We start from the raw sequence: 24,642 nt of genomic DNA on the forward strand, positions 1-24,642 counted from the left end.
CCAAACTTTTGATTGGTGAGGATGTTTCTTTTATACAGCGAAAGAATCGTAACAGATAAAAAAAACCGATGGTGGTTTGACTTTTTTCAAAACATCCATCGGATTTTTAGTTTTGTGTTTCTTGTAGGCAGTTATTTTGCCTACAACCTAACTTTAGAGTTTGGACACAACAGATTCGCAGCGTTTACAAAGTTTTCCTTCTGTTTCGGAAACATGGCGCCAGCACCTTGGGCATTCATGGTGGCGAGGTTTACGAATTTGGATGGAATCTTTTTCTCCCTTCCACTCAGAGAACACTTCACTAATTTCATTGCGATCAAATGACACTTCGGATACCACAAAGAATAGGCTAAGGTCGTCTTTGGAAAACTTTGTATCTTTTAAGGAATCTCCAGAGATCAAAACTTCTGCTTCCAGTGACTTCCCAAGTTTTCCCAATTTCCTTGCTTCTTCTAAGGCTTTTTGCACCACTTCTTTTGTTTCAAAGATTGGTGCCATTTGGGATTCTAAGTCGGAATCAAGTAAGGAAGATAAGTCTGAAAAATCAGAATAAAAAACAGAATCTTTTAAACCAAATTCTGTCCATACTTCTTCTGTTGTAAAAGAAAGGATTGGTGAAAGGAGTTTGGTTAAGGTTTCTAAAATGACTGCCAAAACAAATTCGGAAGATTTTCTTGTTTTCGAATCTTTGCCATCACAGTACATTCTGTCCCGAATGATTTCAAAGTAGTCTTGGGATAAATCCACCGTACAGAAAACTAGAACTCGATGATAAACTTGATGGAACTGGTAGTTCTCATACAATTTTTTAACATCTTCGTTCAGTTTGGCTAACTTATGCAGATAATATCTATCAATCGGTTCTAAGTCTTCTTTTTTTAGATTCCAATTAAGAGTTTCTGCCTTTGTATTTCCTAGAAGATAACGGAAGGTATTTCTGATTTTACGATAGGCTTCGGCTACGGTTTTGATCGAGTCTTTTCCGATTTTAACATCGTCTCGGAAATCTTGTGTGGAAACCCAAAGCCTAAGGATATCTGCTCCGAATTGGTTGATGATGTCTGTTGTGGGATTGATCACGTTTCCAAGTGATTTGGACATAGCGTGACCTTTTTCATCTAACACATAACCATGAGTGAGGACAGATCTATAGGGAGGTTTTTTGCGTATTGCCATGGATGGCCAAAGAGACGATTGGAACCATCCTCTATGTTGGTCAGAACCTTCTAAATACAAATCGGCAGGTTCATGGTCAAGAGAATCACCAAACACAGCAAAGCTGGAAACGCCTGAATCAAACCAAACATCCAAAATATCTTTGTCTTGTTTTAGGTCATCGGAGCCGCATTTTGTACATTTGGTTCCTTCCGGCAAAAGGTCTTTCGCTTCTCTTTCATACCAAACTTCGATCCCTTCTTTTTTGACAATTTGGATGAAGTGTTTTATTGTTTTGTCATCTAGGTGTGTGAATCCGCAAGATTTACAAGTAAAGGAAGGAATGGGAACTCCCCAGTTCCTTTGTCTCGATAAACACCAGTCAGGTCTTGATTCCACCATAGAACGGATGCGAGTGATTCCCCAATCGGGAATCCATTGTACTTTGTCAATGGCTTTGAGAGAATCTTCTCTGAGGCCTGCGTGGTCGATGGAAAAAAACCATTGTGGGGTCGCTCGAAAGATCAGTGGTTTTTTACTCCTCCAACTATGTGGATAGGAGTGAGTGAATTCAGAATAATGCACGAGGGAATTTTTTTCTTTTAGGAGTTCTACAATTTTAGGATTGGCATCCCAAATTTTAATTCCCTTCATCATTTCAAATTCGTCCGTATAACGGCCGTAATCATCGACTGGAGAAAGAGGAGGAAGCCCTGCTGCCGTTCCGACACGGTAGTCATCCGTTCCGTGACCTGGAGCTGTGTGCACACAACCTGTTCCTGCATCCAAGGTGACATGATTTCCAAAAAGAGGGATGGATTCACGATCGATAAACGGGTGTAAGAAGGTCATCTTTCCCAGTTCGGCGCTCGTTAAAGATTTGATCTTTGTGAGTGTGATTCCTGTTTTTTGTTCGACAGCTTCTTTTAATCCATCTGCCAAGATCAGCCTTCCGTGGGATTCGGATTGGAAAAGAGAGTAGTCAAGTTCTTCATTAAAACAAATCGCAAGGTTTGCCGGAAGTGTCCAAGGAGTTGTGGTCCAGATCAAGCAGTAAGTGTCGGTTTCACCTTTGACTGCAAACTTTACATAGATGGAAGGAGAAACATGGTTTTGGTATTCGATCTCCGCTTCCGCATGAGCCGTTGCCAAATCGATACACCAATACACTGGTTTTTTCCCTTTGTAGATATATCCTTTTTCGAAAAGAGATCCAAATACTTCCACAATCCTTGCTTCAAATTCAGGAGCCATGGTGAGATACTTTTTATCTTCTTCCCAGAAACATAAAAAACGACTTAAGTCTTCCCCTTGTTTTCCAACAAACTCAGCTGCATACTCACGGCATTTTTTTCTAAGTTCACTAGGGCTAGTGTTTCTTGCTTCTTTTCCAAGATTCTTTAACACCTGTACTTCGATAGGAAGTCCGTGGCAATCCCAACCAGGAATCATATCGGTTTGGAAACCGGAAAGAGTTTTGGATTTAACAATGATATCTTTTAGAATTTTATTGAGAGAGTGGCCCACATGGAAATTTCCATTGGCATAAGGAGGTCCATCGTGTAATACAAACGAAGGTTTGGATTTACGAATTTCCTTCATCTTTTGGAAGACTTTTTTCTCCTTCCAAATTTTAATTTGACCTGGTTCACGATTTGCCAGGTCGGCTTTCATGGGAAAGTTGGTCTGTGGTAGGAGAACCGTTTTAGAATAGGGATTTTCCGTTTCTGGTTTGGCCATAGTAAGACCAATGTTTGTGGTCTAGGCCAAAGAGAAAACGGAAAAAAATCGGTAACCCTAGAGTTTGACTCGGACATTGGGGAGTTCGTCCCGTAGTCTTACCACATCGGATTTTTCGAGTAGGGTTTTTTGTAAAACAAGTTGTTTTAGATGGTTTAGTTTTGTCAGGTTTTTGGGGAGAGTTTTGTACTCTCGCATTAGGCTTAGGTCAAGGATTTCCAAATGGGGGAGTGCGGCGATCACTTCCACATCAGCTTCTGTTAGTTGCACTTTGGTTTCGTCCAGAGCCAGAGTTTTTAATTTTTGCAAACGGCTAAGAACCGGCGGAATCTCCCGTAGTTCCGTTCTTCCGAGAAGGAGTACTTCTAAGTTTTCCAAATTTCCGATTTCTTCTGGTAAAGTGGGGAGGGGGTTTCCAAAAAGATTGAGGATCTTTAATTGTTTGAGGTTTCCTATTTCTTTTGGAACTGATTTGAGTGAGTCGTATTGGAGAGTTAGTTCTTCTACCTTTGTCAAATTCCCGATGGATGCAGGTAGGACTCCTACTTCTTTATTCGAGAGGTTTAGGACTCGGTCTTCTTTGTGGTTTTCAAACCATTCCTCCGCATTGACTACATCTTTATTCGTACAATGGGAAAAGGATGTTAGAAATAAAATAGTAAGTGTTGCGTATACAAAAGACTTCATAAAACCAAAATTATCATTTCAGATATTTATTATAGCCAAATTCTAATTCTCGAATGATAAACTGGATGTAATCCATTTGGTCTCGGTCTGATTTATAAATGCTTGCTTCTTTTCGATAGTATTCTGCAAGTTGGGTTCGAAATAAAATGGTGCGAAAGTCCGCTTTGGAAAGGATGAGTTCCTTCGGCCTATTTTTTAATTGGATGGCTTCGGGGATTTTCATCACTACAGAGATTTGTAAGATGGCATGTTCAATCTCTGCTACAATTTTATTGGAATCTTTTTTTTGATCAACGGCAGGAAGTTGGTTTTTGATATCTTCTACACAGTCTTCTATATGATTGCGTAAGCGTTTGAAATCATAAACTTTTTCGGCAATGCTATTAAATTTTTTAGGATAAATAAACCCTTCCGCAATTTTGGCGATACTCTGTGATCGATTCTCTTTGGGAGAGGTTGGAAAAGATTGTTTTTCTGGGATTTGTTTCTTTTTCCCGTCACTTCTGTAGAGATAACCTAACGTAAGTCCCACAAGGAAACTGAGGATAAAGCCACTCACAATGTATTCCAAAGAACCAATGATAAGTGAGATAACAGTGATTAAAGAGGCTAATGTTAAAAAACTAAAAACTCCAATGGGCACATGGAATTTTTCTTGGAGCGCTGAAAAAGAGATCCGAGGTTCACTGGAAATAATTTGGTTTGTGTCTTTTTCTTCTTCGAATTCATTTTCTGGGATTTCTTCTTTGTCGATATTTTCATCGGACCTGTTCTTTAAGATCATGCGGATTTGGTCGAGAATGGGAAGTTCGTTTCTATAATTCGAATCTGTTTTTGCCAGTGTTAAGGTATTTGTTTCTACTTTAGAAAGTTTTTTTTGGTCCAGGGCAAAAAGAACATGAAAGGTATCCTCTTTCATTTCCAAACAACCATAAGTTTCGGATAGTGAGGAAACTATCTTAGAAATGGCATCTGCAATTTCCTTTTCAGTTTTTAGGCCTAAAGGTTTTACTTCCGCTTTCAAATCTATTTTTGTAAGGGTGAGGGTATTTGTTGTATTGTCTTCGATTTTAGTTCCCAAATGTTTGATGAGAGTTATGACTGCTTCTTCGGCATCTTCTTTTTTTTGTTCTCTCAGTCGTTTCGAAAGTTTGTCCAAAATGATTAGGCTTTCTCGGATAGAAAAACTGACCCGTTTCCCTTCGTCGTTTGTGATTTTATCAAAAGGAAATTCTTCTAGAAGCGCAGTTATTTGAGGGACAAGGTTACTTCCTATTTTGAGGAGTTCTTCTGTCCTGTTTGGAATTCCAATTTCTAGTTGGGTGAGTTTTTCTAAAAAACCAATATATTTGTTTTCATTGGCAATTCGTTTGAGATAAGGAAAGGAAAAATTTTTAAGCCCATCCAGTTGGACGGCGAGATGGCGCACATATTCTGGGTTATGTGAACCATTGGGCAAAATCAAATGATATCCAGGAATGATCTCCACCAGTTTTGCTGTTTCTTTTCCTCTTGTGATCACGTCTTGTATAAAATCTTTCATAGGAATGTATCCAAAAGACTCCATTGTTTTACGGATCATAATTTCGAGTTCTGTTTCATAACTGAGTTTGGTAGGAAAAAAATAAGTATTTCCTTTTTGGTCCGTTCGAACGAGGGATGCACCTGGATTTTCTTCTTCTAAAATAAACTCTCGGTTAACTCTGTTTTTGAAAAGTAGATCGATCAAATCAATGCTGTATTTGAAGCAGGCACGACGAAAAGGAACAATGTCCGTCTTTTCTTTGTTTTGTGGTGCAATCATACTGATTCGCATGGTGAGTTTTTGGTCCACTTGCAAGAAAAATGGATAAAAATAAACCACTGGTTCTTTGTTATGCTCTGTAAGACCGGCAAGTTCCTTAAAGGCTTCCGCAATGGCAACTTGTGATTTTTGGGCTTCTGTGAGTTGCACTTGTTTCGAAAGTAATTCAGGGATGGAGTCAACAGTCAAAAGAAGGGAAGGAGTGATCTCAGCACTTCCATGCATTTCTAGTCTTCTATGGCGCACTCGGAGTTCTTCCAATATGGCCTGCGACGTTATGGAGTAACTGGCGATATTCTTAGGCAATTGGATAAAGAAAGAAGGATCTGTTGTTTCGCCTGTGAGTGGAGTTTCTGAATCTGAGGGATTTGAAAATGGTTCCAAAATATACCTTCTGCGAACAAGTATCAAAATCTATTTTCCCCAAAGCAAGAGAGAAAGTTCTCCTGACTATGATTATTAGTAAGTTTCCGTAGATTGTGTGAAGAAAGATGGATTCTTTGACTGAATTCATTTAATTATTAATAATCCGATTGATAATGAATCTGTTATTTTCGTATATATGCTTATGGATATTCGATTGGCTGAGGTTCTATCAGAACGCCAAAAAAAAGTAGATACATTTTTTATTTGGGCCATTTTAGCCCACACTCCTCTTGTATTTTTTCTTTCCTTAGGTTATGGTGCCACAACTATTGTCAGCCTTTCTGCAGTAGTTATTTCCTTAGTTTCCTTTCTATTTTATAAGATCGCTCGTGGTTCTTTTTTCTTACGAGCTTGGAATGGGGCAACACTTATGATGTTTAGTGCTCTTATGATCCAGGCTCAGTTTGGCCGGATCGAGATGCACTTCCACGTATTCAGTGCTCTTGCCATTCTCTTTGTTTATGAAGATTGGAGAGTTTTGTTTGTTGCCGCTGCCACCATCGCCGTACACCACTTAGTGGGAAACTATGTCCAAGAATTTGGTACCGTGATTTGGGGAACCAAGGTGATGGTTTATAGTTACGGAACAGGACTTGAAATCGTTCTGACCCATGCTTTGTTTGTTGTATTTGAAACAGGGATCTTAATTTATTTTTCCATTCGTTCCGTTTCGGAACTAAAGAAACAAATCGAAACACAGACCAATTTAGAAACTGTGATTGCCGGTGTTACCTCCGCTGTGAATGAGGTTTCTTCTGGGACAAAAACTTTTATTGAAAATTCCAACTACCTTTCCCAGAAGGTTAAGGAATTTCAAACTTCTTTTCAAACTCAATCCTCTTCTATCGAGGCCATTTCTGCGGCCACTGAAGAAACAGCAGCTTCCAGCCAATTGATTTTAGAAGGATCCAACCGCCAAATTGGTGAAGTCAAAACGGTCGAAGAGTTGAACCGAAATTTATTTAGTTTGAGTGAAGGATTTGTCACCTCCCTCGAAGTGATGCGTTCCAAAATCCAAGAGTCCGCTGATAGTGTGAAAAAAACAGAAACAGAATTCACTGGTCTTTACCAATCAATGGAAGTAGCTGTAGATGATTCAGAAAAAATGGAAGAAATTTTAGAATTAATTTCTGATATTGCTGAAAAAGTCAACTTACTATCGTTAAATGCGTCTATTGAAGCGGCACGTGCGGGTGATGCAGGTCGTGGATTTGCTGTGGTTGCATCTGAAATTTCAAAACTAGCAGATTCAACAGCAGAAGCTACAAAGAATATTTCTGCCATCTCAGGAAAAATCAAATCGGCCATCCAAGTTAGTTTCAAACAATCCAACCAAATCAACCAAACGGTTCAAAGTTTTGTGAAATCCATTCTTTCTTCGGAAGAAGGGATGCGAGAACTCACAGTCAAAATTACAGGAACTCTTTCTGCTTTTGAAAAACAAGAACAAGCCTTACTCACGTTAGATCATATTGCTCAAGAGATGCAAGTTTCCAGTAAGGAACAATCCACAAGTATGGATGATATTTCCAATTCCATCCTTGACCTAAATGTCAAAACACAAACAAATTTAGGAACTTGTGCCAATATGATTGGGCTGATTGATAAAGGCAATGTGATCTTCAATGGATTGAAAGAATCCGTAGATTCCTTAGCTGCCATCATTGACGATGACAAATCATAATCGATTTTTGGTTAGGTTCGGGCTTTTTGGTTTTGGACTTTTGTTTCTTTTGGTGATGAGTTTTGTCATCACTTCCTTTGGTGGGAAGTTTCGGTTTGTTGATTGTCCTTTCTGTTTAGAAAAATTTTCAAAAGAACCAAAAGACACGTGGGTTTGGATTTATCCGGGCCTTGTGGGCTGTGGGAAAAAATGTCCCTTGGCCTTGGAAGCCCTTCGTAGTTTCAAAGAAAGATTTCCAGAAATCCAATCTTCCTTTTATTTTTTAGTCACTGATCCAGGTGAATCAGAAGAGGCGATAAACTCCTATTTGGCCTATTACCAAAAAAGTATAGAAATCAAATCACTAAAACCAGATTCAGAGGTTGAGATTGGTTTTTATCGAAAGTTAGGTGCTTATATGCCAATCCATCCTTCCTTAAAACAAAGAGATGAACATGGGACTCAGTTTTTTTTAGTCCCGCCCAATCGCAAAATCATGTATTTAATTCCGAAATTGGGAGAAAAAGAATGGTTAGAAATTCAAAAAGAAATAAAGTCTAATGTCCATTAACAAATTTTAGTGGATCATGTGGTAAACTTCTTTCATTTCCTCTCTCAGGAGTTTCATTTTGTTTGGAACATCAGGATGGGAAATATCAGCAGGATTCAGTAAATAATTCTCAGGACCAAGTTCTCGGATCATCATTTTTGTTTGCCAAGTATTGTCTTGTGGCATATTGATATCAGAAAGAAAAGTATAGTTTCTTTTGATTTCTGGTTTGATAAAATCCAAAATTGAATTGAAGTGGTGGTCGTTGTAAATTTTTCTTCCGTCCGCCAAACGAGTGTATCCGCGAACTACGTAATCAATGTAAACCACATCACATTCAAAGGCTTCAAATAAAAAATTAATGGAGTCTAGTGGGATGATCTCACCACAAGTAGAAATATCAATGTCCACTCGGAAGGAACAAATTCCATCTGTATCGGCTGCATCTGGATAGGTATGTACAGTGATATGTGATTTGTCTAAGTGCATACTGACCTGTGCCGTAGGGATTGGATTGCCACCACCTTTGACATCACTCATAAGAACCATAGCAGAAGCACCTACAGGATCGTAGTCTTGTGCTGAGACCGAAAGGATATTGGCATCAATTCGTTTGACAATCTCTTTTGAGATTTCTGTAATTTTGCTAGCATTGTATTTGTCGTGGATATAACTTACGTATCTACCTTTTTGTTCGTCATCCAAAGTGATGCAAAAATCGTAGAGGTTAAAACTCAAAACTTTTGTCAGATTGTTGAAACCGGAAAGTTTGATTTTTTCTTTATCCATTGCTACCTGCTTGTATAAAGAACAGAAATTCGGTATTTAGGTAAGAGGCAACTGAAATAACGAGAAAGTTTTAGAAAAGTCATGGAAAACAAAATGGAATGGTGGAAACAAACTTCAATTTATCAAATTTACCCTTGGTCCTTTCAGGATTCCAATGGTGATGGAATCGGCGATTTACAAGGGATTCTTGGGCGTTTGGACCAAATTCGTGATTTGGGTGTGGAGACCATTTGGTTTTCCCCTTTCTACAGAAGCCCGGGCGAAGACTTTGGATACGATATTTCCGACTACACCGCCATTGACCCTCGATTTGGGACAATGGAAGACTGCGACAAACTCATTAAAGAAATCCACAAGCGGAAGATGCGAGTGGTTTTAGATATGGTGATGAACCATACTTCAGACAAACACCCTTGGTTTTTAGAATCCAAATCTTCGAAAGAAAATCCCAAAAGGGATTTTTATATTTGGAGGAAGGGGAATGGGAAAAAGCCAAACAATTGGATTTCTATGGTGGGAACATCTGGTTGGAACTACGACAAAACCACGGATGAGTATTTTTATAGTAACTTTTTATCTTTTCAGCCGGATCTCAATTACCGAAACCCAAATGTAAAAAAAGCTATGTTTGGGGTTTTGGACTTTTGGTTAAAAAAAGGAGTCGATGGGTTTCGATTGGATATCTTTAACTCCATTTATAAAGATGAAAGTTTTCGAGACAATCCTTCTAGTTTGCGATACTTCCCCACACCAGATAACCATGATGAGGCGTTTTTTCAGAAAAAAACTTACAATCTCAACTTACCCGAATCGTTTCAATTCGCAAAGGAAGTTCGAAAACATATATCCAAATACAAACAAAAACCATTTCTCATTGGAGAGGTGAGTGGGTCGGATCAAGTTTTAAAATCCTTTTTGGGAGAAAAAGCTGATGGGCTCAATTTGGTATTTCAATTTGAGTTAATTCATTTTGATTATCATGCCAAATTTTTTAAAGACCTCTTGGAGAAAAACGAAAAAGAGTTTCAGGCACCGTTCACTCCTACTTATGTTTTGGGTAATCACGACCAAAGACGATATATTGATAGGTTAGGTGGTGATATTCGTAAGGCAAAAGTTCTTTCAGCCTTTCAGTTTTTAGCAAGAGGGGTTCCCATTGTGTATTATGGAGAAGAAATTGGAAGAAAAGAAGGAAGGATTTCCAATTTCCTCGGAAAAGATCCCATTGCCAAAATGAATCGCTTTGTTCCTTTGTTTTTGTCTAATCTTCTAGGGATTTATATCAACAGAGACAATTGTCGTCTGCCTATGTTATGGGACACAGTTGAAAATGCGGGATTTTCAAAAGGTAATCCTTGGTTGCCTATTGGCAAAGTGAAAGATACCGATACCGTAAGCGACCAAAGAAAAAAAGAGGATTCTCTCTGGAACCATTACAAGTCGCTATTTCAGTTACGAAAGGGATCAGCTGTATTAAAAGAGGGGGCTGTCAGAACGAAAGATACGAACAAGAGTGATCTATTGTGTTTTGAGAGGGTTCTTGGTGCAAAGGGAATCACTGTGTATTTAAACTTTGGTGAGAAGGAAAGTTTGGAGCCTATCATCAAAGGATCCAAGGTATTGTACAAGTTTGGTGGTGCAGCGGTTGTCGGGGATGTATTTCAGTTGCCTCCTCATTCGGGCCTTGTTTTAGAAACCAAACTAAAGAAGTAGGTGGGCATTAAGATTTAGAATTTTTAAAATCTTTTGAATCTGCGGGTTGACGTTGATGAGTAAAAGTCTTACACCTTGTTTTCCGTAGATCATCTTTTTGTATAAAAGAAGTCCAAGAACAGAAGAAGAAACCTCCTCTACATTGGAAAAATCTAAGTAGAGAGAGGTGACTCCTTTTTCTAAGATACTTGCCATGTCTTCTTCTAAACTTGCGGCCGAGTATACATCCAGGCGATTGGACTCAATTCGATAACAATTTTCCTCTACCGTTTTTGTGACCATGTTTTCCCTCACAAAACAATGGACGGTAAAACTAAAAAATACCTGAGAGTTTGGAAAAGAAAAACGATTCGAAATATTTTTTATAGCTCTACTTTTTTCAAATTTCCCCTAAAGTTTGATTACGGATGGATATGTGAATTTCTTCTTTTGGAACGGAACTGAAAAGAGTGGGAAGACCTCCACTGATTCCATTTAATCGAAATTAGGTCCCAAATAAAATAAAAGATCACACCCGAATCCAGTTTTGATTGTCCCCAAGTGCGAAGGCCAAAGGTATACCCAACCTCTGCGATTTTTTCCGTACGGACTGAACCCAAGATTTCAAATAGAATTTTATAACCTCTGGGATGAAGTTTCTCTTTGGTTTCTAAATAAATTGACTTTCGAATTCCAAAAAATCCACTCATGGGATCAGAAATCGGAACAGGGAACAACCACTCAGAGATTTTGGTTGCAAACTGACTTGCTAACTTTCTTAGAATGGGAAAATTTCCATAACCACCATCGGCACTGCGTCGTGTCGCAACAACAATGTCGTTTTCGTTTAGCAACCGAATCACATCTGGAATTTTGGTATAGTCGTGTTGGAAGTCCGCATCCACAACCACCAAATTATCACCTTCAGCTTTTTCATACCCGTACGTTACGGCAGAACTCAGTCCTCTTTCGGTAGTGCGAACAAAGGGTTTGATTCGTTTGTCGTATTCTGCAAGGACTTTGGCGACTTCAAATGTTCCATCAGGGGAGTTATCATCCACAATGACAATTTCAAACTCTAAAGATTCTTTTTCTAAAATTTTGGAGATGGTTTCAGCACAGTTTTTAATATTACCGGCTTCGTTATAAGTTGGGAGTATAATACTTGTTTTATTTTGCATGACTGGTCATTTAACTTCTTTTGTTTTTAAAAAAGCCCCTTTGTTTGATTTTTGATACATAACTCACCACTTTCACAAGAGGTCGCGATTGCTTTGGAACATTCGCCAAACAATTGGAATTGTTTGGTGCAAAGAATTTCGCAGGCAAATTGGTACATCTTAGGATCTTGTAATTGTTTTTGGTCGTCCTTTAAACAATGACTTGCCCTTTCACAAAGTAATTTGCATTCCGATGATTGTTCTAATTTTGCCTTCTGTCCAAATTTAGGAGCGTTGTCTTTGGAAATATCCCAAAGAGAAACGATTGCTAAAAGGAAAAGAAGGAATCCGTATTTTTTCATAGATTTTCCTCCTTTTTCCAAACGCTCACTTCCGATTGGAAAGAACGTTTATCCATTTTTAATAAGGCTTTTATTGTTTGATTAGAATCTATGTTCAAATGTTGTTTCCATTGGAACCAAGAAGAATCCTTTTTCCATTCTTCGCCGAAACTTGTTTCTTGAAATGCTACCATAACAGTGCTTGAAGCACAGGTCTCACGGTAAGTGAGCGGCAATGCAAAATATACTTTTGAACTTTTCAGTTTGTTTTGTACGTCCATAGCAGTCCAAGGGTTTTCTGCGATAACACAGATCTCTTTTCCTTCCAACCCAACGAGTTGTTTCGTGATATCTGGATCTGCCATTGGCCGAATGAGAAAAAACATTGTGATTGGAACAAGTAGAAGTTGAGGAATTAAAATTCCATAAAAACGTAACTTTTGATTTTGGAAGGCAAAGATCGCACTAACAGAAATAATAATTCCTAAAATTGAGACTAAAAATAACAAAGGAAGTCTTAAGATGATGGCAACCGCAACAAACAGAAAGTAAATGAAAGGAATTGAAAATTGATTTAGTTTAGAAAGTATCAATGTATTCCAATTTGTCTTTTTAATTGCAGGTAATAAAAACAATAAAGTTACAAATGGAGTTACATAATAAGGATCTTTACGGTTGGGTAATAAATGAAAGATTGTAACAAGTAACAAAAATACAATCACTACCATGGACCAAACTTTGTTTTTTTCATTTGTTGGCTTTGAAATAGTCAGCCAAGTGATATGCAGAAGTGGAATGGTAAACGGGATTGTATAAAGAAGCCAACCTCCCCATATTCTAAGCCCAGATTGATTTGCTGCATAAAATTTTCCCATGTTCTCTGTAATAAAAAAGAATCTTAATAATTCTTTTCCTGAAGTTGTAAATAAATACAAATAGGAAATCCAAAGTAAGGGAATGATGAAGGAAAGTGAAAACAAAAGAAGAGTTTGTTTTTCATCGATGATTGGTTTGAAAGATATATGAAATTGGCCCTTTCTGATTCGAATCATTTTTACATAGAGGTAACTGATTAAAAATAAAACGATATAGATATGAAGGATCGGCCCTTTGAGCAGATATCCAAAGCCAATCAAAAAACTTCCTAAGACTAGATAAACTTGATTCTTTGTTTTTTTTGATTGGTAAAAAAGAAATATGTAGAGAAGGGTGAAAAACACCATCGCACCTTCCATCATCAGAAGACCAAAGAATTTTAATGAAAGGAAAGATAATGCAAGGGTCAACGTAGCAAGTTTTGTTTCTTTTTGCGATTTACTAAAGGAAAGATAAAGCTTATAAAACAAACCTAAAGTTCCGAGTCCTAATATAAAAGAAACAAATCGTTCTGCAAAATAACCGATTCCAAAGATTTTATCAAAGAACATTCCCATCCAGAAGAGAAGTGGTGGTTTGTAAGGATTTGGGAGTCCAGATAAAACAGGTAGGGTATAACTTCCCGCTTCCAAACTTTCTCGAATGGAACGAATGTGCATGATTTCGTCACCCTGTGGGAAGGTGGCATCGGGAATACCGAGGGTCATTGCAAATAAAGTAGAAAGAAATATGAAAAGTACGAAATACATTTTCACCCCTTTTATCCATAAACGAAGATACTGACCAGTCAGTCAACGTGTTTAAGTTTAAAAATGTGAATGGATTAATTCTAAGAAAGTTAGTATAGTTTTTTTGTTCGGAAAGGGAGGGGGATCAGTTGGAATTTAGACTGAGTTTGTTGCAACCTGAGGTCCTTTTTGTTAGGAAATGAGGATTTGGCAGTGGAAAAAGACCTTCAGAAGGGCAAAATTTTAGAATTTGGTTCGGAGCGTAAGGTCTCTTTTTCACCCCGTTCTTTTTTGAACGCCAAATTTCTTTGCCAAGTGGTGAGTGTGGTCAAACTTTTTTATAATTTTATATCGCACGAAAGATATAAACTACCGGTAGTTGAATTCAATTATTTTAGGAATTAGGTTTTGATTGAGTTCGTATTGTTTGGTAGGTAGTTGATAAGTGTTTACTTACCAATCAATAGGAAAATAATCTTTGAGAAATTTTCCAATCCAATGTTTTCCCGTGTTGACGCCGTCAAACAAGGGATCAACGACCCTGGCAGCACCATCAACTATATCGAGAGGTGGTTGGAAATCATGAAGATCCTGTTTTCTTTTTGCAAGTTCAATTGGATCTTCATCGGTGACCCAACCTGTATCCACAGCATTCATAAAGATTCCATCTTTTGCAAAATCTTCCGCAGATGTATGGGTCATCATATTGAGAGCAGCTTTTGCCATGTTTGTGTGTGGGTGGCGATCCTCTTTTTTAAACCTATGGAATTTTCCTTCCATCGCAGAAACATTGATAATATGTTTTTTTCCTGTATTGTCCCTTCGCATAATGCCAACAAGTCGATTGCAAAGTACAAACGGGGCCACTGCATTCACTAACTGGACTTCTAACATCTCAGATGTATTGATTTCTCCGAGTTTCAATCGCCAACTATTTGTTTTGCGAAGGTCAACTTGTTGTAGGTCTGCATCGAGCTGGCCTTCAGGAAATACAGCTTCTAATTCATTGGAATTGTCATGTGAATAAGGAATTTGCGATAAAGCTGCCGAGGAACGAATCCCTACACCTGGTGTTTTATGATTCCAACTCACAGCAAGTGCAGTGGCTGTATCTTTCATCTCAGAGTCTGATCTGTAAGAATCTAGCTCTTGTTTGCAATGTTGGTAAAAACTGAGTAATTTTTGTGCCTCAGGAGGTAATTCCGATAGAGACAATTTTTCCGTATCAAGCAGATGACCATAAAAGCCGGGAGGTCGTCTGACAGTTTGAGCTGCGTTGTTGATTAGAATATCCAATCGTTCTAAATGGTTTTCTAAAAACTTACAAAAAATTTCTACACTTGGAGTGTGTCGTAAGTCGAGTCCAAAGACTTGTAACCGGTCTTTCCATAAATGAAAATCAGTTTCTTTGGAAAAACGAATCGCCGAATCATTGGGAAATCTGGTTGTTGCTATGACCCTAGCACCTGAACGTAACAAGAGTAAGGTTGCCTGATACCCAATTTTTAATCTGGAGCCAGTAATAACTGCAACAGTTCCGCGGAGGTCAGCTGTTTGGAACCTTTTGGAATAGTTAAGCTCTGCGCAGTTAGGGCACATCGCATCGTAAAAAAAATGTAGTTTCGTAAATGGAGTTTTACAGATGTAACATGGTTTAGGATTTGTTAGTTCTTCGGCTTTGTCCCAGGACCATCCGGCAGTATTTGAGATTTGTAATGGTGCTTTGAAAACGGCAGTTTCTCTTGCTCGCCTGATCCCTGTTAACGCAGTTTTTTGTTTTTCTTGAATTTTAAGAGTTTGTTTTTTTTCAATGCGAACTGTTTTGTTTCTTTTGCGGACTTCGTTTCGGTCGGGACGAGATATTTTTCCGCAGAGGATCATCAGTTCTAAGCGTTTTTCCTCTGAAATTGTCACAAGTTCCTTCGGCGAATCCAAAAGATTTTTTAAATCCTGTAACAAGGAATCAATGTCCATACAACCAGAGTTTTGATTCGCGATGGCGAATCAAGTATCTAATCGTCTAGCTTGGAAGGGTAGGTATGATTACTTTTTAAGAATCGAAAGTAAGTTGAATTCTACTAGGATACTCCAAGGTCGTTTACTTTGTCCAATTCGAACAGGCTTTAAAATTCTTGCTATGTTCGATTTGTCGATATAGGTAAAACTTTCACCTCTCTGGACTGCGCGTTTGGCCTCTTCGGTAAGTGCTCCTGCAGGGGTACCTAAAAAATCGATCTCCGGATGTGAGGCATAGTTCCCGTTATAAGTGATAAGTGAAGTTGTACCAAATCCAAAAAGTTTTTTTGGTGATAGTTCTGATTGTAATTGTTCTAGGGAAAAGTCTGCGCCAAGAATACCAGCAAATTTGGAATGTAAAAATAAATTAGTCATAAGGCTTGTCATTTTTACAGTTTTACCTTCGATTGGATAATCATAAGGTTCCATCATAACATCTTCACCTAAATCTCGGGGGAGAGTATACCACTCGTTTTCACCTAGTATATCATAACCCTGTAATGGTTCAATGGATATCCTGCCTGTATGCCTATGGCAATAAGGAACAAATCTACCTTGAGAATCATGACCTTCTTTCCCAGAATACTCTGAATCCATAATATCAATTACATTTGGTTCACAACAGATTGCATAAGCCAGTTGTTGTTCATTCTGAATCAAATATTCTTGTAGAATGAGCAGTAAATGTTCTCTTTTCATTCCAATATTTGCATGGACTAAACTTTGAATCAAAAATTTCAAACCATATAGCGAGGTAGCCATAATATAAAATTTTGATTCCAGTTCTTTTGCGATGTTGTTTGTCCAAAGTTCAGCGTATTCAACAATGGATTGTTTTTCCATTTCCATGACATCTGCATTGGCAGATTGATTTTCAATATTAATGCGAGATAAAATATCTGAAATTTTTTTGGTAGCTTCTGAGGTTTGAAAAGAAAGTTTCGTCACTTCATTGGCTACAATTTCAAAGCCACGTCCGTGTTCTCCAGCTCGTGCGGCTTCAATCGAAGCATTTAGCGCTAGTAAGTTGGTCTGTTTTGCAACCTGTTGAATAGATGCTGCGACAGAACCGATTTCTTTAGATCTTTCTCCAAATGAATCGATCAGGTCTTTTAGTTTTCGCATCCCCAAATTAGAGTAACTTTCTTCCATGTATAGTCCTTGTTTTACCGACTCACTTACTCTTAAAGTATCGGATATTTTGTATCCGCTATTGATATCCTGCTTGCTGCAATCGAAATAGTTTTTCGTATTTTCCTTTATTGATCAGAAGTTCTTCATGACTTCCCCATTCTGTTTTTTTACCATTTTCTAGTACTAAGATTTGATCTGCCATTCGTACAGTGGAAAATCGATGAGAAATTAGAATGACTGTTTTTCCTTGTGTGTGTTCTCTGAAATGTTCAAAAACTTTCATTTCAGCTTCTGCATCAATGGCAGAGGTTGGCTCATCTAAAATTAAGATGTCTGCACTGGAACGCATAAAGGCGCGAGAAAGAGCTACTTTTTGCCATTGTCCTCCAGACAATTCGCGTCCATCTTTAAACCATTTACCAAGTCTTGTTTCGTATCCTTGTTCTAAGTTTGTTACAAATTCATGGGCCATTCCTAACTTTGCAGCTGGAATCCATTCGGCTTCTGATTGATTTTTTTGTAAATCACCCATTCCAATGTTTTCACCTACTTTGAATTGGTACTGAACAAAATTTTGAAAAATAACACCGAACCTTTTACGTAAGGCTTCTTCATCCCAGTCTTCTAGGTTAATTCCATCTAAGTATATTTTTCCTGATGTGGGCGAATACAATCGAGTTAAAAGTTTAATCAGTGTTGTTTTGCCTGATCCGTTTTCTCCAACAATTGCTAGTTTTTCTTCTGGTTTTAATTCAAAGCTAACATTGGATAATGAAGGTTGTTTGGAACCAGGATATTGAAATGAAACAGAATCAAAAACAATTCCAAGTTTTTTATGATTTCCTGTGTGGTTCCCATATTGTTTTAAGATTGGTAGATCTAAAAATTCCAATAGGTTTTCGATGTATAAATGGTCTTCATAAATTCCTCCAAAGGCAGAGAGTGCATTGGAAAAAGTATTTTGTCCTTGTCGAAAGATGACTAGATACATAGTCATTTCACCTAAGGAAATCTTGTGTAACAAAGCCAAACATACAATCCAGATATAAGAACCGTAAAATGCAAATTGACTGAGTAAACCAAGTAGGAAACTGAAAATCCCTTTATAGATTGTTAGTTTTTTATCTTCTGTATAGATTCGTTGAAAGTTGTTTTTGTATCGATTTAAAAATTCTTTTCCTAAGTTAAACAGTAGAATTTCTTTGGCATTGTCTTCTCTCGCCATGAGTGTTTCTAGATAAATTTGTTCTCTAGTTTCTTTCGCTTTCCATCGAAACAAACGAAAACTATGATTTGAAAATTTTGTTTCTGCAATAAAAGAAGGAATGGCTGCAATAACTAAGATGAATGACGCGAGTGGCGAAAGTTTTACGAGTAGACCAAAAAAACTAATAATTGTTACGGATGACTGTGCAATTGTAAAAAACCTTGTAACCATTGACAGTGGTTTTGAGGATGCTTCTGTCCTTGCCTGCGTCATTTTATCGTAAGTTTCTGAATCTTCGAAATGGGTAAGTTCCAAATGAATTGCTTTGGAAAGAATTCGTTCATTGACTTCTTGGCCCAAACGAATTCGAAGTAAGGTATAAGAGATGTTGTATATTTTTTGTGATCCGAAAAATAATATTGTGAGTATTGCTTCTAAATAAACCAATTGAACTGCATCTGATTGTAATAAATCCATCCAATGATTTGTTGCTGTTTGCGAGAGTAAGATGGAATCGATGATTAGTTTTCCAATCCATACAAGTAAAGAAGGGAATAACCCGTTTATTACAGTAAGAACGGAAATGAAAACGGTTAAAATCGGGGAACTTTTGTAGGCCAAATCAAAGGCAGTGCGAGAAGTTTTCAGAATCCTTAAAAAGGTATCAAACATAGTAGTTAGATTGTTTTTCTTATTTGTTTTCGAAACCTTTTTTTGTTTCAATCGGTAGATAACTCCTAGAATTCCTGATTGCAATATCTCTTTAGGATTTAGAAGTTGAAACAGAATATGGCAAAAGATCGGTTGGATAAGGTTCTTGGAAATTTTGGACTTGGTTCTCGTTCAGATGTCAAAAAGGAAATCCATCAGGGCCTTGTGAAAGTCAATGGGATTGTAACAAAGGATCCCGGTTTTAAAGTATCTCTTGCTGATGAAGTCACTTATTATGAAGAAACTTTAATTCGTAAAGAGTTCTACTACTTCATGATGAACAAAGCCCCCGATTGTATTACGGCAACGGAAGATCCAAGGGAAAAAACAGTGATGGATTATTTAACGGAAAGGCATCAGAATATGAACCTTTTTCCGGTGGGTCGTTTGGATAAAGAAACGGAAGGTTTGTTACTGTTCACTACAGATGGAACTTTGGCGCATTATTATACTTCGCCCAAACATTTTGTTGAAAAAGAATATTATGCTGAAATTTCAGATCCTGTCACAAATGAGGACATCCTTTCCTTCGAGAAAGGAATTGTTTTGGATGATGGTTACAAAACGTTACCGGCAAAACTGGCCATACCCGATCCAAACAAACCAAACGTTGTCACTGTATGGTTAAAAGAAGGAAAATATAGACAAATTCGAAGAATGTTTCAAAGTTTAGGTAAGGAAGTTGTTTATCTCAAACGAATGAAAATGGGAAATTTGGAATTGGATCCTTCCCTTACATTGGGTTGTTATCGGGAACTTACATTGGCTGAAGAAACTTTACTCAAAGAAAAAACGCCAATCATTCAATAAATCGTTCTATTTTATCAAAAAAAGCCGCAGGTGCTCTCCTTGGCCTTGAACTTGAAAGAGAGACAAACAGTTGTTCGTCTTTCATGCTCACTAATAAATTGCCTTGAAGATCCACGATGTCTTGCCTAAAATAAAAACGAATTTTTTCAAAACTTTCAATCCAACTTAAGATTCTTACATGAGAGCCTGGTTCTGGTTGTTTGTGGATGAGAATTTCACCACCCATAAAAAAAGTAGTGGAGTCTGTTTCTTTAATTAAATTTAAATCAACGATTTCCTTAAAAAAAAGAAAACGACCTTCCTCGAAAATTTTCCAAATGGAATCCGATGGCAAATTCCAAAAACAATTCATATCACTAAAAGGAATGTAATAATCATGTTCTACGGTATTTTGTGTGCTCGGTTTGGGATGAATGGTAAATTCATAAGAAGGAACATTGATTTTGGGAATATTGTCGATTTGGATGTTTTTGCCATCCTGAACCAAACGAGAAGTTGTTTCTAATTCACAGGCTTTTTTTCCATCTGGTCCCAAAACCGATTGTTTCCAAAGGAGTGTTCCATCTTCCAATTTGTACACATGAGATTCTACTGTCATCTCTGCATTTACAAATTGTTGGTTTAGGAAACGAACATAAGTGGAACCAGGAACATAACTTATGTTTTCATTTAACATTTGTTCTATAGGGTATCCGTATTCTTTTAATACTTCGCACCTAGCATCATAACCAAATTTTTCATAGGTTCTACTTGTGACATGGCGGTTCCAGTCCAAATCAAAGTGTCGAGTAGATAAAGTTTTACGAAAAATTTGGCTCATTCCACCTTTCTTTTGATTTTAAGAGAATGGTAAAGAAAAATTCAGGAACCAATTTGACTTCTCAAAATAACTTAATTTGTCAAACATTCTTGGGAAAAAACTGAACCATATACCATTCTAAGGATAATAGAGCAGCGCAAATCAGACAAGTGAAAGCAGGGACAGGAAAGATATAAAGAAAACTTAAAACTGAAATACTTGTGGTCCAAAAGATTACAAATAAAAGAAGTTTGCTTTTTGACCGACTTTGAAGTTGCCCATCAGTCAAACAAAGGACTAAAAGTCCGATGATAAGTAGGATCGATGCATCTAACGAAAGACTCATTCCTTGATAAAATTCGTCAACAGAATGATCTGATAAACCACCCGGGAGTTCGACAAACGTAGTTTCCATCGCATGTAAGGTTTGAATTGAGTTTTCAAGTTTTAAGTCCTTTCTCGTAAGACTACCGATTGTATGACCAATAAGAAAAAAAATCATTAATCCAATTGCGGCGTAAAGTCTCCATTTCGATTTCATTTTTTAAACTTCCTTTGATTTGAAATATTTGAATTATGGTTTTAGTTTACAATAGAATTGAGGAAACGTATTGTAAAAAAGGGAACTAACTTTTGAAAATATTATCACTTAAGATCCGCCCTGAACTTGCCCAAATTATCGAAAGTATTTGGTGGTTTGAGAGTGAGGTAGGTATTCCAATGACTGATAGTTCAATTGTTGTACCACACAGTAGTGCAAAGTTAATCGTTCCTGTTCGTGGAAAACTAAAGACAGAAGAATTTGACTTAATGAGAGAATATCCAATATCAAAAATTTTGGTTACTGGGATTTGGGATCATCCAGTTTCAATTCGATCATCAGATTTTCAAATCAATACACTTATTTTTCGATTTACCACTATAGGCGGTTATCAAATCTTTCCGTTCCCCTTACATGAATCAACCAATAAGATTTTATACTTCTCCGATATTTTTGGTAAGTCAGCAGAAAAATTAGAAGAAACTTTGAGTAAAAGTAACGATCCTTATCAGATTTCAGACTGCATTCAAGAATTCTTAATTTGCTCAAAAAATTTATTAAATAGAGAAAATCGAATCGTGAATTTTGTAGTTGAACAAATTCAGTTACAAAGAGGGCAGCATTTCATTCAGGATATTTTTGAAGATATCGGATACAGCAAACGTTACATTGATAAATTATTTTTATCTTATGTCGGTGTTTCTCCAAAGATAGTATCATCTATGGAAAGGTTTCAGTCTATCTACAAAACTTGGGCAAAAACGGATATCCTTCATTTTCAAAAACTGGGGTTGTTGGATTTATATTATGATCAGGCTCATTTTATAAAAGAATTTAAAAAATATACAGGCCAGACTCCTGGCCGATTTAGTTCCAACAACAATCAATTTGGTAAATTATTCTATAAAAATCTTTAAATGTCTTCTCAGGGAATCTAAATCATTTTTATCTTCAGACCTTTCAAGAAAATATGACAATTGCCAATTTTGGGTGGACATTCCTTGTTTGTTGTTTGGTTGATCCCAAGTTGGATAAACTCTAAATCCACGTTTTCCTTCATATTTACCAAAAAGAATTCCCTTTTCATTTAATATCTCTTTCGTGAAAATAAAATATCCAAGATGATTATTATGTTGAGTTTCGATAATATATAAATCCATTTTGTCATTATAGTGAAAAGGTTCAATGGGTCCTTTTTGACTTCGTTTCCATAATGTTACAAATTGTCCTATTTTTTTGGGAGTAACTTTGGCACTTCGAAAGGTTATTTTTTTTCCATTACATTGAAAGTGGCAGGCATTGTAATCCGCACTTTCTTCTTCTAAAGAGACATTTGTAATGATTAGTTTTAAAGGATCAAATAATGCCTTTTGTGCATTTTTTAAAAATGCCGGTAGTGTTTTTTCAAAATGAGGTTTTGGTTTCAAGATTTGCCTTTAGTGTGATACGAATTTAAGTCCAACAACAGAGATTACTAAAGTAGAAAGAAAAAAAATCCTCCAAAATTCCATTGGCTCTTTGAAAAATATAATCCCTATCAAAACTGTTCCAAAAGCGCCAATTCCGGTCCATACCGCATAACTAGTTCCAATTGGTAAGTCTTGGGTTACTTTGATGAGTAAACCCATACTGATAAGTAGGGAAATAAAGAAACCCAAATACCAATAATAGGTTTGATATCCCGACGTTTCTTTTGCCTTGCCTAAACAAAAAGCAAATAAAACTTCAAAAAGGCCGGCCACTACGAGGAAAATCCAGTTCATACAAACTCCCTGGAGTATATTTTTCATTTGGTCTTTCGTTGTAAACTCCATACGTAAGGACCATTTCGACGGTATCCTTTGTCGTTTGTCATCGGACAATTTCCATTCAATGGCGATATTGTAAGTACAAGAATTTGTCAGAATCGGTTCAGGTTCATAAAAATATTCAACTATCTGGTTTAATAATTGACTAAAAAAAAGGGTTAAAATTAATTCAACTAAATGGTTGAATTAAAAAAGAAAGAACAAATTCTGGATCGAGTTTTTGCTGCACTTGCTGATCATTCAAGAAGGCAAATGTTGGCAAGGCTTAGAAAAGGATCCTTGAGTATTTCTGAACTTGCAGAACCCTTTTCCATGTCATTTGCTGGGGTTGCCAAACACATAGAAGTGCTGACGGAAGCGCAACTGATTCGAAAAGTTCGTGCTCCTGAAGATGGTCGTAGTTTTCGTTTGGAACTGCAAAATCAGACTCTTTCAGAAGCAACGGAATGGATCACTTATCACCAAGAGTTTTGGACTAACAAATTGGCAAGGCTTGAGGCATTTATAGAGGAGAAGGAAAATGAATCCAAAGGTATTAAGAATAGAAAAAAGAATTAATGCTGAACCATCAAAACTCTTTCGGGCATGGCTTAATGCAGAAGATTTTTCAAGTTGGTTTTTATCGGGTGAGGGAATAGGTATCGAATCTGTTACCTTAGATGCAAGGCCAGGTGGAAAGTTTTTAATCAATATGTCGCTCGATGGAAAAATTCTCCCGCATGAAGGTGAGTATATTAAAATAGAAGAACCTACTAAATTAGTTTTTACCTGGCGTTCACAAGCTACTGAGAATAGAGATACACTGGTAACAATTACATTTCAGGAAATATTTGATGATCTTGGAAAAAATACCAATGATTCGAGGCAAAAACCGAAAACATTGATAACTCTGATCCAAGAAGAACTTGTCACTGATATCCAAGTAAAAATGCATCACCATGGTTGGACTTGCATTCTTGAAGGTTTAGATTCTTGGATGGGTGAATATCTCAAAAAATAAGCAATAGAAATGGTTTTTAAATCATAGGATAAAAAGAGGGAATGTATGAATGGAATATATCACAAAATAGGCGTTAGATCTTCTGAAAAAGAAGTTCTGAATGCTCTCACAACAAAAGTAGGTTTATCAAATTGGTGGACCAAGGAAGTCGATGGTAGTTTTTCCTCAGGGGTATCCTTGGTAGGTGATTCCATATTTTTTGGATTTGGACATGGAAACGCTATGGAAATGAAAGTTCAGGAAATTAGTACCAAACGAGTGTTATGGGAATGTATTTCTGGACCAGAGGATTGGATTGGTTCTCACATTGATTTTCAGTGGGACAATGGCAAAGCTCCAGATGGAGGAAATATGACAATTCTCTACTTCCGTCATCAAGACTGGAAAAAAGAGTCTGAATTTACTGCTCATTGTAGTATGAAATGGGCAATTTTTTTGCTAAGTTTAAGAGATTCAATTGAGGTGGGAGTGGGTAGGCCATCGCCCAACGATATAAAAATCGATGACTTGAATTAAATAAAATCAGGGTTTCTTTCTAAGTTACCCTGATTGCTAATCATTGGTTATGAAAAAGTTTTTTTTGTTACAACGAATGATTGTAAAACAGCGTTAACCATTGTTTTCTTCTTTGCCATGCTAGGAGACTGGAGCTAGACAACAAAAACAATATCATGATGAACGGAGCCGGCCCAATCGTATATTGTAAAAATCCTAAATATAGTATTATATTTACAATGATAGGGGCTAAGATCGTTAATCCAAGAATGGTTGTTTTTGGGAAGATGACAAGTAGTCCTCCACAAATTTCCAAAAAGCCAACTAGTTTCCATAAATAGCCAGTGGTAATGATGGCCGCAATAAAATTTGCTGCTGCGGGTGTCATTGGTGGGGTTGGCATAAAAGCGTAAAATTTACTACTCCCGAACAGAATAAAAATAATCCCTAACAACATACGAAAAACCAAATCAATTTGTTTCATTTTGAACTTCCATTTGCTTGTCTAGA

At 37.1% G+C, this 24,642-nt stretch carries 24 protein-coding genes; 8 read left to right on the plus strand and 16 right to left on the minus strand.

The genetic code is table 11. The features are described 5' to 3' along the window. Window positions 1-153: 153 nt before the first annotated feature. Genes ileS through EHQ47_RS11760 form a run of 3 tightly spaced genes read right to left on the minus strand, consistent with a single transcriptional unit; the run spans window position 154 to window position 5,770 of the window. Window positions 154-2,895: an isoleucine--tRNA ligase gene (gene ileS / locus EHQ47_RS11750; protein WP_135748470.1), complete on the minus strand. Its 2,742-nt coding sequence runs from the start codon at window positions 2,893-2,895 to the stop codon at window positions 154-156. Window positions 2,896-2,952: 57 nt separating this feature from the next. Further along, window positions 2,953-3,582, minus strand: coding sequence for a leucine-rich repeat domain-containing protein (locus tag EHQ47_RS11755; RefSeq protein WP_135748471.1), 630 nt, complete (start codon window positions 3,580-3,582; stop codon window positions 2,953-2,955). Between the two features lie 13 nt (window positions 3,583-3,595). Then, the gene (locus EHQ47_RS11760; protein ID WP_135748472.1) at window positions 3,596-5,770 is read right to left on the minus strand and encodes a hypothetical protein; all 2,175 of its coding nucleotides are present in this window, start codon (window positions 5,768-5,770) and stop codon (window positions 3,596-3,598) included. 196 nt (window positions 5,771-5,966) lie between these two features. On the opposite strand from EHQ47_RS11760, the gene EHQ47_RS11765 reads away from it, so the two are divergent. Continuing rightward, window positions 5,967-7,496 (plus strand): methyl-accepting chemotaxis protein, encoded by a 1,530-nt coding sequence (locus EHQ47_RS11765; RefSeq protein ID WP_135748473.1) that lies wholly within the window; start codon window positions 5,967-5,969, stop codon window positions 7,494-7,496. Next, window positions 7,483-8,046, plus strand: a complete 564-nt coding sequence (locus EHQ47_RS11770; RefSeq protein WP_167483283.1) for a hypothetical protein — start codon at window positions 7,483-7,485, stop codon at window positions 8,044-8,046. The genes EHQ47_RS11765 and EHQ47_RS11770 overlap by 14 nt, the downstream gene beginning before the upstream one ends. A gap of 6 nt (window positions 8,047-8,052) precedes the next feature. On the opposite strand, the gene speD is transcribed toward EHQ47_RS11770, so the two are convergent. After that, window positions 8,053-8,814, minus strand: a complete 762-nt coding sequence (gene speD / locus EHQ47_RS11775) for an adenosylmethionine decarboxylase (protein WP_135748474.1) — start codon at window positions 8,812-8,814, stop codon at window positions 8,053-8,055. An 81-nt stretch (window positions 8,815-8,895) separates the two neighbouring features. On the opposite strand from speD, the gene EHQ47_RS11780 reads away from it, so the two are divergent. Then, the gene (locus tag EHQ47_RS11780; RefSeq protein ID WP_208727430.1) at window positions 8,896-10,527 is read left to right on the plus strand and encodes a glycoside hydrolase family 13 protein; all 1,632 of its coding nucleotides are present in this window, start codon (window positions 8,896-8,898) and stop codon (window positions 10,525-10,527) included. Here EHQ47_RS11780 and EHQ47_RS11785 read toward each other — a convergent pair. The 7 genes from EHQ47_RS11785 to EHQ47_RS11815 all read right to left on the minus strand — a co-directional run bounded on the left by EHQ47_RS11785 (window position 10,516) and on the right by EHQ47_RS11815 (window position 18,640). Next, a complete protein-coding gene (locus EHQ47_RS11785) occupies window positions 10,516-10,809 on the minus strand; it encodes an STAS domain-containing protein (protein WP_135748476.1) in 294 nt (97 codons plus the stop codon). The two genes, EHQ47_RS11780 and EHQ47_RS11785, sit on opposite strands and share 12 nt — an antisense overlap. A gap of 119 nt (window positions 10,810-10,928) precedes the next feature. Continuing rightward, entirely contained in the window at window positions 10,929-11,687 is a 759-nt protein-coding gene (locus tag EHQ47_RS11790; RefSeq protein ID WP_135748477.1) for a polyprenol monophosphomannose synthase, read from the minus strand. Between the two features lie 26 nt (window positions 11,688-11,713). Further along, complete coding sequence (locus EHQ47_RS11795) at window positions 11,714-12,028, minus strand: hypothetical protein (protein ID WP_135695015.1); 315 nt, start codon at window positions 12,026-12,028, stop codon at window positions 11,714-11,716. Then, the gene (locus tag EHQ47_RS11800; protein WP_135748478.1) at window positions 12,025-13,632 is read right to left on the minus strand and encodes an ArnT family glycosyltransferase; all 1,608 of its coding nucleotides are present in this window, start codon (window positions 13,630-13,632) and stop codon (window positions 12,025-12,027) included. Before EHQ47_RS11800 ends, EHQ47_RS11795 begins: the two co-directional genes overlap by 4 nt. A 432-nt stretch (window positions 13,633-14,064) precedes the next feature. Next, window positions 14,065-15,585 carry an SDR family oxidoreductase gene (locus EHQ47_RS11805; protein ID WP_135748479.1) on the minus strand — a complete coding sequence of 507 codons (1,521 nt, stop codon included), beginning with the start codon at window positions 15,583-15,585 and terminating at the stop codon, window positions 14,065-14,067. Window positions 15,586-15,654: 69 nt separating this feature from the next. After that, window positions 15,655-16,779 carry a methyl-accepting chemotaxis protein gene (locus tag EHQ47_RS11810; protein WP_135777232.1) on the minus strand — a complete coding sequence of 375 codons (1,125 nt, stop codon included), beginning with the start codon at window positions 16,777-16,779 and terminating at the stop codon, window positions 15,655-15,657. 58 nt (window positions 16,780-16,837) lie between these two features. Beyond that, entirely contained in the window at window positions 16,838-18,640 is a 1,803-nt protein-coding gene (locus tag EHQ47_RS11815) for an ABC transporter ATP-binding protein (protein WP_135777233.1), read from the minus strand. Between the two features lie 117 nt (window positions 18,641-18,757). Between EHQ47_RS11815 and EHQ47_RS11820 the strand changes: the two genes are divergently transcribed. After that, window positions 18,758-19,489, plus strand: a complete 732-nt coding sequence (locus EHQ47_RS11820; protein WP_135777244.1) for a pseudouridine synthase — start codon at window positions 18,758-18,760, stop codon at window positions 19,487-19,489. Here the strand turns inward: EHQ47_RS11820 and EHQ47_RS11825 are convergent. Beyond that, a complete protein-coding gene (locus tag EHQ47_RS11825) occupies window positions 19,479-20,309 on the minus strand; it encodes a thioesterase family protein (RefSeq protein ID WP_135777234.1) in 831 nt (276 codons plus the stop codon). The genes EHQ47_RS11820 and EHQ47_RS11825 overlap by 11 nt on opposite strands. 79 nt (window positions 20,310-20,388) lie before the next feature. Next, window positions 20,389-20,829: an LIC_13387 family protein gene (locus EHQ47_RS11830; protein WP_135748500.1), complete on the minus strand. Its 441-nt coding sequence runs from the start codon at window positions 20,827-20,829 to the stop codon at window positions 20,389-20,391. A gap of 92 nt (window positions 20,830-20,921) precedes the next feature. On the opposite strand from EHQ47_RS11830, the gene EHQ47_RS11835 reads away from it, so the two are divergent. After that, window positions 20,922-21,746: a helix-turn-helix transcriptional regulator gene (locus EHQ47_RS11835; protein WP_135750079.1), complete on the plus strand. Its 825-nt coding sequence runs from the start codon at window positions 20,922-20,924 to the stop codon at window positions 21,744-21,746. Here EHQ47_RS11835 and EHQ47_RS11840 read toward each other — a convergent pair. After that, window positions 21,726-22,256 (minus strand): MepB family protein, encoded by a 531-nt coding sequence (locus EHQ47_RS11840; RefSeq protein ID WP_135748589.1) that lies wholly within the window; start codon window positions 22,254-22,256, stop codon window positions 21,726-21,728. The two genes, EHQ47_RS11835 and EHQ47_RS11840, sit on opposite strands and share 21 nt — an antisense overlap. A 9-nt stretch (window positions 22,257-22,265) precedes the next feature. Beyond that, on the minus strand, window positions 22,266-22,592 hold the full coding sequence (locus tag EHQ47_RS11845) for a DMT family transporter (protein WP_135748590.1): 327 nt from the start codon (window positions 22,590-22,592) through the stop codon (window positions 22,266-22,268). A 222-nt stretch (window positions 22,593-22,814) separates the two neighbouring features. Here EHQ47_RS11845 and EHQ47_RS11850 point away from each other — a divergent pair, with 222 nt between their 5' ends. Genes EHQ47_RS11850 through EHQ47_RS11860 form a run of 3 tightly spaced genes read left to right on the plus strand, consistent with a single transcriptional unit; the run spans window position 22,815 to window position 24,153 of the window. Beyond that, window positions 22,815-23,195: an ArsR/SmtB family transcription factor gene (locus tag EHQ47_RS11850; protein ID WP_135748591.1), complete on the plus strand. Its 381-nt coding sequence runs from the start codon at window positions 22,815-22,817 to the stop codon at window positions 23,193-23,195. After that, window positions 23,158-23,637 (plus strand): SRPBCC family protein, encoded by a 480-nt coding sequence (locus EHQ47_RS11855; protein WP_135777235.1) that lies wholly within the window; start codon window positions 23,158-23,160, stop codon window positions 23,635-23,637. The genes EHQ47_RS11850 and EHQ47_RS11855 overlap by 38 nt, the downstream gene beginning before the upstream one ends. Window positions 23,638-23,682: 45 nt before the next feature. After that, on the plus strand, window positions 23,683-24,153 hold the full coding sequence (locus EHQ47_RS11860; protein WP_135748593.1) for an SRPBCC family protein: 471 nt from the start codon (window positions 23,683-23,685) through the stop codon (window positions 24,151-24,153). A 67-nt stretch (window positions 24,154-24,220) separates the two neighbouring features. Here the strand turns inward: EHQ47_RS11860 and EHQ47_RS11865 are convergent, their stop codons facing one another. Next, entirely contained in the window at window positions 24,221-24,616 is a 396-nt protein-coding gene (locus EHQ47_RS11865) for a DoxX family membrane protein (protein WP_135748594.1), read from the minus strand. Window positions 24,617-24,642: the final 26 nt, after the last annotated feature.

The sequence above is a fragment of the Leptospira bourretii genome, assembly GCF_004770145.1.
In the GTDB taxonomy this organism is placed as follows: domain Bacteria; phylum Spirochaetota; class Leptospiria; order Leptospirales; family Leptospiraceae; genus Leptospira_A; species Leptospira_A bourretii.

Bases quoted from the DNA above. Each gene is read 5' to 3' on its own strand.
- ileS (WP_135748470.1), bottom strand. From the start codon at position 2,895: ATGGCCAAACCAGAAACGGAAAATCCCTATTCTAAAACGGTTCTCCTA.
- EHQ47_RS11755 (WP_135748471.1), bottom strand. From the start codon at position 3,582: ATGAAGTCTTTTGTATACGCAACACTTACTATTTTATTTCTAACATCC.
- EHQ47_RS11770 (WP_167483283.1), top strand. From the start codon at position 7,483: ATGACAAATCATAATCGATTTTTGGTTAGGTTCGGGCTTTTTGGTTTT.
- speD (WP_135748474.1), bottom strand. From the start codon at position 8,814: ATGGATAAAGAAAAAATCAAACTTTCCGGTTTCAACAATCTGACAAAA.
- EHQ47_RS11780 (WP_208727430.1), top strand. From the start codon at position 8,896: ATGGAAAACAAAATGGAATGGTGGAAACAAACTTCAATTTATCAAATT.
- EHQ47_RS11785 (WP_135748476.1), bottom strand. From the start codon at position 10,809: ATGGTCACAAAAACGGTAGAGGAAAATTGTTATCGAATTGAGTCCAAT.
- EHQ47_RS11790 (WP_135748477.1), bottom strand. From the start codon at position 11,687: ATGCAAAATAAAACAAGTATTATACTCCCAACTTATAACGAAGCCGGT.
- EHQ47_RS11795 (WP_135695015.1), bottom strand. From the start codon at position 12,028: ATGAAAAAATACGGATTCCTTCTTTTCCTTTTAGCAATCGTTTCTCTT.
- EHQ47_RS11800 (WP_135748478.1), bottom strand. From the start codon at position 13,632: ATGTATTTCGTACTTTTCATATTTCTTTCTACTTTATTTGCAATGACC.
- EHQ47_RS11805 (WP_135748479.1), bottom strand. From the start codon at position 15,585: ATGGACATTGATTCCTTGTTACAGGATTTAAAAAATCTTTTGGATTCG.
- EHQ47_RS11810 (WP_135777232.1), bottom strand. From the start codon at position 16,779: ATGGAAGAAAGTTACTCTAATTTGGGGATGCGAAAACTAAAAGACCTG.
- EHQ47_RS11815 (WP_135777233.1), bottom strand. From the start codon at position 18,640: ATGTTTGATACCTTTTTAAGGATTCTGAAAACTTCTCGCACTGCCTTT.
- EHQ47_RS11820 (WP_135777244.1), top strand. From the start codon at position 18,758: ATGGCAAAAGATCGGTTGGATAAGGTTCTTGGAAATTTTGGACTTGGT.
- EHQ47_RS11825 (WP_135777234.1), bottom strand. From the start codon at position 20,309: ATGAGCCAAATTTTTCGTAAAACTTTATCTACTCGACACTTTGATTTG.
- EHQ47_RS11830 (WP_135748500.1), bottom strand. From the start codon at position 20,829: ATGAAATCGAAATGGAGACTTTACGCCGCAATTGGATTAATGATTTTT.
- EHQ47_RS11845 (WP_135748590.1), bottom strand. From the start codon at position 22,592: ATGAACTGGATTTTCCTCGTAGTGGCCGGCCTTTTTGAAGTTTTATTT.
- EHQ47_RS11850 (WP_135748591.1), top strand. From the start codon at position 22,815: ATGGTTGAATTAAAAAAGAAAGAACAAATTCTGGATCGAGTTTTTGCT.
- EHQ47_RS11855 (WP_135777235.1), top strand. From the start codon at position 23,158: ATGAATCCAAAGGTATTAAGAATAGAAAAAAGAATTAATGCTGAACCA.
- EHQ47_RS11860 (WP_135748593.1), top strand. From the start codon at position 23,683: ATGAATGGAATATATCACAAAATAGGCGTTAGATCTTCTGAAAAAGAA.
- EHQ47_RS11865 (WP_135748594.1), bottom strand. From the start codon at position 24,616: ATGAAACAAATTGATTTGGTTTTTCGTATGTTGTTAGGGATTATTTTT.